This is a genomic window from Planococcus sp. RAB007_Raresut (assembly GCF_057369535.1).
Genome location: NZ_JBXYIF010000304.1, coordinates 1 through 228, shown reverse-complemented (window position 1 = coordinate 228; position 228 = coordinate 1). Strand labels below are relative to the sequence as shown.

Below are 228 nucleotides of genomic sequence, written 5' to 3'. Positions count from 1 at the left end.
GATTAAGCTTGCCTTATTAAGACTCTAAGGCAAGCTTTTAGATTATTCAGGATATTCAAAACGATAACCTACACCATACACCGCTTGAATCCATTCATGGCGATTGCCTGTGTCCGCAGCTTCTGAGATCTTACGACGTAGGTTTTTAATATGACTATCAATCACGCGATCTGCAACATCAAAACTGTCAGGATTAATATGATCTAATAATTGTGCACGCGAATAGAC

General features: G+C 39.0%; 1 protein-coding gene. It reads right to left on the bottom strand.

Translation table 11 applies throughout. The features are described 5' to 3' along the window. Window positions 1-42 precede the first annotated feature (42 nt). Window positions 43-228 (bottom strand): winged helix-turn-helix domain-containing protein (locus AC2Q9J_RS18610; RefSeq protein ID WP_499042225.1); only part of this gene is annotated, 186 nt, incomplete at its 5' end.